This window comes from Azospirillum isscasi (assembly GCF_030849505.1).
GTDB lineage: Bacteria > Pseudomonadota > Alphaproteobacteria > Azospirillales > Azospirillaceae > Azospirillum > Azospirillum isscasi.
Genome location: NZ_JAUJFI010000246.1, coordinates 1 through 5,755 on the forward strand (window position 1 = coordinate 1; position 5,755 = coordinate 5,755).

A 5,755-nucleotide genomic window follows, 5' to 3' on the forward strand; every position below is an offset into this window, starting at 1 on the left:
CCGCCACACCGGAGCGCCTACGCTCCCTCACCAGCTATCCGTGGCTCCCATGTGTCAATGCTTAAGCGCGGCGGTATCACTTGAGATTTTCGCCGAGACAGGGATTCCTCAACGCTGCGAGCTTGTGGACGTGGCCCATGCATCGCTCTCGGGTGCGTCGGGGATCATGCTCGGCAAGGAAACCGTTTTCAGCCGACATCCCCTTGAAGCAATACGGCTGGGCGCGGGGCTTGGCCAAGTGTCGTCCCTGCCTTCTTCCTCATGGCTGAGCTATGCGAGGAAAGGAGGGCGGCGAGATTCCTCCCGACGCCTGATCGCGATTGAGGGGCCGAATGGTGCGGGGAAATCTACCGTCTGTTCCAGGGTGACAGAGCGATTGGGTGCGGTCTCGATGCGTGGCGTGCCGGCGCTATGGGAAGAGGTTTCGCTGAAAACGCGCGTGCTCTCCTCTAAGCATTGGCAAGCCGCCCTACTCCATTATCTAGCGGGGACGATAGAGCTGCAGTCAGATTTGCCTGCTGAAGACGATGTCGTAATCGACCGCTGTGTCTGGTCTACGCTTGCAGTCCATGCAGCCCTGGAGCCAAGCCGCATTCGAACTGTTCTCAGGGCATTAGACATGTTTGCGGCCGAGATACCCTTCCCAGACCTCACCATCTATCTTGATGCCGACCCAGCCGCCTGTCAGGCCCGCATCGCAAACAAGACCAGCTTGGAACGACAGTGGGATGAGGTTGGCCCCACAGGGGTGCAGGCTCACCAGCGGGAGCGCGATCTCTTTGCTTGGCTGGCTCAGGCGGGCGTTCCCGTCGTGTTTATTCCAGCCAATGAGACCTCCGACACCATCACCGAACGCATCCTCGAGATTCTTGAGCCATGACCGTTCTCGTGACGTCTAATCCTGCCAAATTCGGCGCGGTCAAAAGCGTCCTTGAGTCCCTGCGCATCGAGGTCATCCCGCCGACCGAATCAATTCCAGAGATTCAGTCCTCGGATGCTGACGTCGTACTTGCGGACAAGGCCAAGCGGGCGGCCACGATAATGGGTTTTCCATGCCTAGTGGATGATGCCTGCCTATATCTGGATCGCTTCCCTTCGTTCCCTGGGCCAATGACTGGCACAAGCTTGAAGATGCTTGGAGCAGAGGGGTTCCGCAGCCTCATCTGTTCTGAGCATACCGGGGCCACATTGTCCTGCGGGATAGCAATATTCCGCGACGGTACGGAGACCATTTGGCGCGGTTCGGTTCATGGGTTCCTGGACGTAGACCGCCCGCTTCTCCCGCATGCGCCTGGGCCTCTGTCTGCCTGGTTCATACCCGATGAAGGGGAGTATCCGACCACTCTCCATCGGTTGCGTGCGCTTCAAGCTTTTGGGGAATCTCGATGACTCAAACCTCCAACTGCGTCTTTTGTGACGAAATTGCCGGGCATCCGCGCTCGGTCTGGAACGATCTGCGCGGCACTCTTCCCACTGACCGCGCCCTCTACCAATCCCCCTTTTGGCTCGCAATGCCCCCTCTGGGGTGTTTTGTCCCAGGCGGCCTGCTCCTCCTGCTCCGCCGTCACGCCAGAAGCTGCGCGGGACTCGAGGATGCCGAAGCCCAAGAGCTTGATGGTCTCGTCGATCAAGTAGCTAACCTGGGTGAGTCCCTTTTCGGGGCCCCGATGATTTTCTTTGAGCACGGCCCTGGCTGTAACGGTTCGAAGGGCGCATGCTGCGTGGACCATGCCCATGTCAATGTCTTCCCGGCCAACATCGACATTTGGAAGCACATCCCCCATTTTGACAACGGGGTGAAAGTCGAGAGTGCTCGTGATTTGGCTGAATTTCGCGGAGGTGAGTACCTGTGGATTCGGGATGGCTCGGGGCGAAGTGAGGCCTATGCGGTCGAAGGCGTCCCGTCTCAGTACATCCGCTCGCAAATCACCAAGGCAATGGGCATCCCCGAGCGCTGGCACTGGCGTGATTACCTGGGCCTGAGTGAGATTCGAGAAACCCTAGCTCTCTATTCGGCAAATTGGCCATGAAACCGCTCGCCGACGCCACCTACGACGGACAGCCAGTCGGTGAACGGGGGCGATATACGAACCTGGATATCGAGTACATCCGCCAAAGATGGGATTTGCGAGCTGAACGCTGGGCATCCGACCTTGGCGATCCGTCCTGCCATCTCAACCGGGATAACTCTTACAGTCTCTACCTGGATGCCATGCTTGCAACGCTGGAGCGACTACCGCAACCCATTCCAGGCGGTGTCGTCGATCTGGGCTGCGGCACTGGTGAAATGCTTTACGCCGTCCGAGACCGCTTTCCCTGGTCCACAGGCATCGACATCAGTCCACGGATGCTCGATCTGGCTCGGACTCGCTTGGGAACAGGGTCTATGCTTATCGAGGGCAACGTGTTCGAGGCCGACTGCATCCCTGCTGGGTGCTCCGCGATTATCAGCCGCGGGGTGCTTCTCAGCCATTACGGTGCGGAGAATGGCCTAACCCTGCTCAAAATCCTGCGCGGCCGAATTCTTGACGCCGGCATCCTCATCCTGGACGCCTTGAACAAAGAGGACCCTGATTTACCCCACAACAAGACAGGGTACGGACTGAAGGAACTCGCGGAAATGGCTGCCATGTCATGGTTCTCCCGTGTCGAGCTGATAGCCCCGCCAACCCGTTCGTCGCTCTTCGTTGCATTTGCGCCATGAACTTCATCTACCTTGACCACAACGCGACCACTCCGCTGGACAGGTCAGCCCTCGAGGCCATGCTTCCGTTTATGGCAGATCAATTCTTTCAGCCATCTGGTGATCACCTCGCATGCCGAGAGGTATCCCAGGCGGTCGAAAGAGTGCGAACCTGCGTTAAAGCCCTGGTTGGTGTTTCCGATGGAGACGTCATCTTCACGGCCAGCGCAACCGAGGCGAATAATCTCGCAATTCGCGGCCCGGCTTGGCAAACACTTGTCGTAGCACCGATTGAACACCCATCCGTCCTTCGGCCTGCCCAACAGCGACAGTTGGAAGGCGCGAATCTCCACATTCTTCCCATCGACAAATTTGGCGTGATTGACCTTGAGGACCTTGAGCAGGCCCTCTCCCGCATGCCGCCCGCGATGGTGTCGGTGCAGCACGGCAACCAGATCATTCATACCATCCAGCCACTAAGCGAAATCAGCGCAATATGCCGCCGTCACGGAGCGTTTCTACACGTTGATGCCACTCAGACATCAGGTCGCGTTCCAATCTCTGCGTCGGCCTGGGCTGCTGACTTCGTGACCGTCTCAAGCCATAAATGCTACGGCCCCAAGGGAGTTGCCGCTCTCTGGCTATCTCCTCGCGCCCAGCAACTCGCTTGGCACCCCCAAATTCTTGGTGGCGGGCAGGAACGGGGCTTGCGGGCGGGGTCTTTGAATGTCCCCGCCATTGTGGGGTTCGGACGGGCATGTGACCTTGCCGTCGAAAGGCTTGAAGCTGACGCGCAATATCTCAGGTGCCTGGGAACTGATTTCTGGGCGCGGCTGGAAAAATCTGGACTCGACTTCACCCCCAACGGCCCCGCTCAAAACCGTCTGCCAGGCGGAGTTCATGTCAGCATACGGGGGGCTGACACCCGCACTCTACTCGCGCGCATCCCACGGGTGATTGCCTCAACAGGAATGGCGTGTACACAGGCCGGTGTTGACCCCGTGCTGACTGCCATCGGGCGTCCTTCTGAGGCATCTAGGGGGGCGCTTCGCATTCAAGCTGGCCGTGGAACCACTGGTGACGACATCGCAGAGGCGGCAGACCTGATCACGTCAACGGCGAAAGAGCTGTCTGCTCGATGGGGTAGCATTTAACTAGGCTTGGGAGGCTGTTGCTGGATTGAATTTGTCGATGCTGTCACGCGGAAACGGTGGATTCAAATTGCTTTTGCCGCTTCTGTGCTGCCAACGCTTTCCGTAGCTGGCAACCATCCCTTGCGGACTCAAAAGAGCCGTTCAGCAGTCCGCGCCGCGTGTGTGAAAGCTGCCGGTCAGAAGCACAAAGATGCGGCGGTGAGCGGTCCAAGAAAATTATCTCAATCACAGCGTTACTCCGTGACACCCTCAATTTGTCTGCTTGCGAAACTGCTACTCGCTACAGGGGATCGGGGGCTCATCGAGGGCAATGATTGGGGTGATCGAATTTGGGGCGAGTGCCCTTCGGGAGTGGGGACGAACTGGCTCGGAATAATCTTGATGGAAAGGCGTGGGCAGTTGAAGCAGAAACTTGATTTATGCGTAGTTGGTGATTGCTGACGTGTGGCTGTGTGTAGGAGTTGCTGTTGTGTGTTGTTGTTGGTGTTTTTTGTCGTTTGAGCATTAACATGATCTACATTGTTATCCATAGTTTCATTTAAACAAAAAGATGAACTACACACCTCGCTGATGCGGGGCATGTGGTCCAGGTTCAAACGCAGTCCGTTGATGTCCTTAGCGTGGCAAAAGGCTCAATTGGGGTGCTATGGAGGGCGAGGTTACGCGCTCGCCGAACGTTGAAACTCCGTTGACAGAATTTGGCTGTCAAAAACATCTTTATGGCTGGTGTGCTTGGTCATGTAATCGACAGCCCCAGCGAGATCGTCGATGGACTTGATGTTCACGTCGCCGCCGGGAAACAGCTTTTTCCAAATCCCGTCCGCATCCGACAGGAACCTGTCCTGATGCTCGGGCGCTACGGCGAAAACGGCGTGAAGGTGGATGTTCGACGTGATGTTCTCCGCGAACGCTACGGCGAACGTGCGCCTCTCGGGCTTCTTCGCGTATCTTGGGCCGAGCAATGCGCGATCAAGCTGCTGTAGAAATTCACCAAACCGTTCGCGTGCGCCATCCACTGAGATGGGGTGGTTGAACGCGAACGTCACGGTGTGGGATGCGCCCTTTTCCCGAAGCAAATCGACCCAGGCTTGCTTCCACTTCGCGCGGCCACCGACAATGGTCGTGGTCCTCTTTGGCAACGGCGCAAGCGTTTTCTTCTTCACCAGCTCCACTGTCTGGGCCTGAAATGCGGCATTCGCTGCTTGAATTTCGTTCCTCGTGAACTGCCGAACAGGCATACCCATAAAATGCTCTCCAGACTATGTTCGTAGTATTTATGCGGATCAATGTCGGAAAATTTTTCGTTACGAAAATTTCCCTGCGCCTCGATAAATAAAGGCGGCTATATCCAATACGGTGATTTTACATGATTGCAGTGAAGACCTACAATATTCTGCTCAACGTCGGCGTTTGTTCCACGCAGGCAGAATTCAGCCGGAATTGGCTTGGGGCGAGCGACCGATATTTCAGCTTTCTTCTCGCCACCGGCCGCGATCCGCACATGACAGCGCTTATGGGCTTAGCGGCACGTTTGGAGCGTCTAACCGATCACCTGTCGATCGACACGCGTTTCACCAAGCAGGCTCAAATCTTCAGCAACTTAGTCGATGAGATGTGGGACCACATGCGCGCTCGGGCGGTCGCGACGACGCCAAAGCGTCGGGGCGGTAAAAGCACACAGGACGCTCTGCCAGCAGCCCGCCCGCGTTCAGCCGCCTGCACTACTGCCTGATCCCAGAGGCGCATGGCACACGCTGGTAGAGGCGGCAAGAGCCTGTCGCGCAAAGGCGCATGCGCAGGCGTAGAGCTTCCAGCTCAGGTCGCGTCATCGACCTATTGCCGTAAGCATCCGCTGAGTGCCGCGGTCAGACAGCTTTCGTCTGCTCGCGGATTGCCTTCCATTCCCAGGGCACGAGTT

At 57.3% G+C, this 5,755-nt stretch carries 7 protein-coding genes; 6 read left to right on the forward strand and 1 reads right to left on the reverse strand.

All coding sequences use genetic code 11. The features are described 5' to 3' along the window. The 5 genes from QSG27_RS27310 to QSG27_RS29320 all read left to right on the forward strand — a co-directional run. A partial coding sequence (locus QSG27_RS27310) for a dTMP kinase (protein WP_306711781.1) occupies nt 1–880 on the forward strand: 880 nt, incomplete at its 5' end. Continuing rightward, nucleotides 877–1,389 (forward strand): non-canonical purine NTP pyrophosphatase, encoded by a 513-nt coding sequence (locus QSG27_RS29315; protein WP_407653279.1) that lies wholly within the window; start codon nt 877–879, stop codon nt 1,387–1,389. The genes QSG27_RS27310 and QSG27_RS29315, both read left to right, overlap by 4 nt. Beyond that, nucleotides 1,386–2,030 carry a hypothetical protein gene (locus QSG27_RS27315; protein WP_306711783.1) on the forward strand — a complete coding sequence of 215 codons (645 nt, stop codon included), beginning with the start codon at nt 1,386–1,388 and terminating at the stop codon, nt 2,028–2,030. The genes QSG27_RS29315 and QSG27_RS27315 overlap by 4 nt, the downstream gene beginning before the upstream one ends. After that, nucleotides 2,027–2,704 carry a class I SAM-dependent DNA methyltransferase gene (locus tag QSG27_RS27320; protein ID WP_306711785.1) on the forward strand — a complete coding sequence of 226 codons (678 nt, stop codon included), beginning with the start codon at nt 2,027–2,029 and terminating at the stop codon, nt 2,702–2,704. The genes QSG27_RS27315 and QSG27_RS27320 overlap by 4 nt, the downstream gene beginning before the upstream one ends. A gap of 59 nt (nt 2,705–2,763) precedes the next feature. Then, nucleotides 2,764–3,837 carry a cysteine desulfurase family protein gene (locus tag QSG27_RS29320; RefSeq protein ID WP_407653280.1) on the forward strand — a complete coding sequence of 358 codons (1,074 nt, stop codon included), beginning with the start codon at nt 2,764–2,766 and terminating at the stop codon, nt 3,835–3,837. A 659-nt stretch (nt 3,838–4,496) separates the two neighbouring features. Here QSG27_RS29320 and QSG27_RS27330 read toward each other — a convergent pair. After that, nucleotides 4,497–5,081 carry a hypothetical protein gene (locus tag QSG27_RS27330; RefSeq protein WP_306711789.1) on the reverse strand — a complete coding sequence of 195 codons (585 nt, stop codon included), beginning with the start codon at nt 5,079–5,081 and terminating at the stop codon, nt 4,497–4,499. 122 nt (nt 5,082–5,203) lie between these two features. Here QSG27_RS27330 and QSG27_RS27335 point away from each other — a divergent pair, with 122 nt between their 5' ends. Beyond that, entirely contained in the window at nt 5,204–5,569 is a 366-nt protein-coding gene (locus QSG27_RS27335) for a DUF6626 family protein (protein WP_306711791.1), read from the forward strand. The last annotated feature ends 186 nt before the right edge of the window (nt 5,570–5,755 follow it).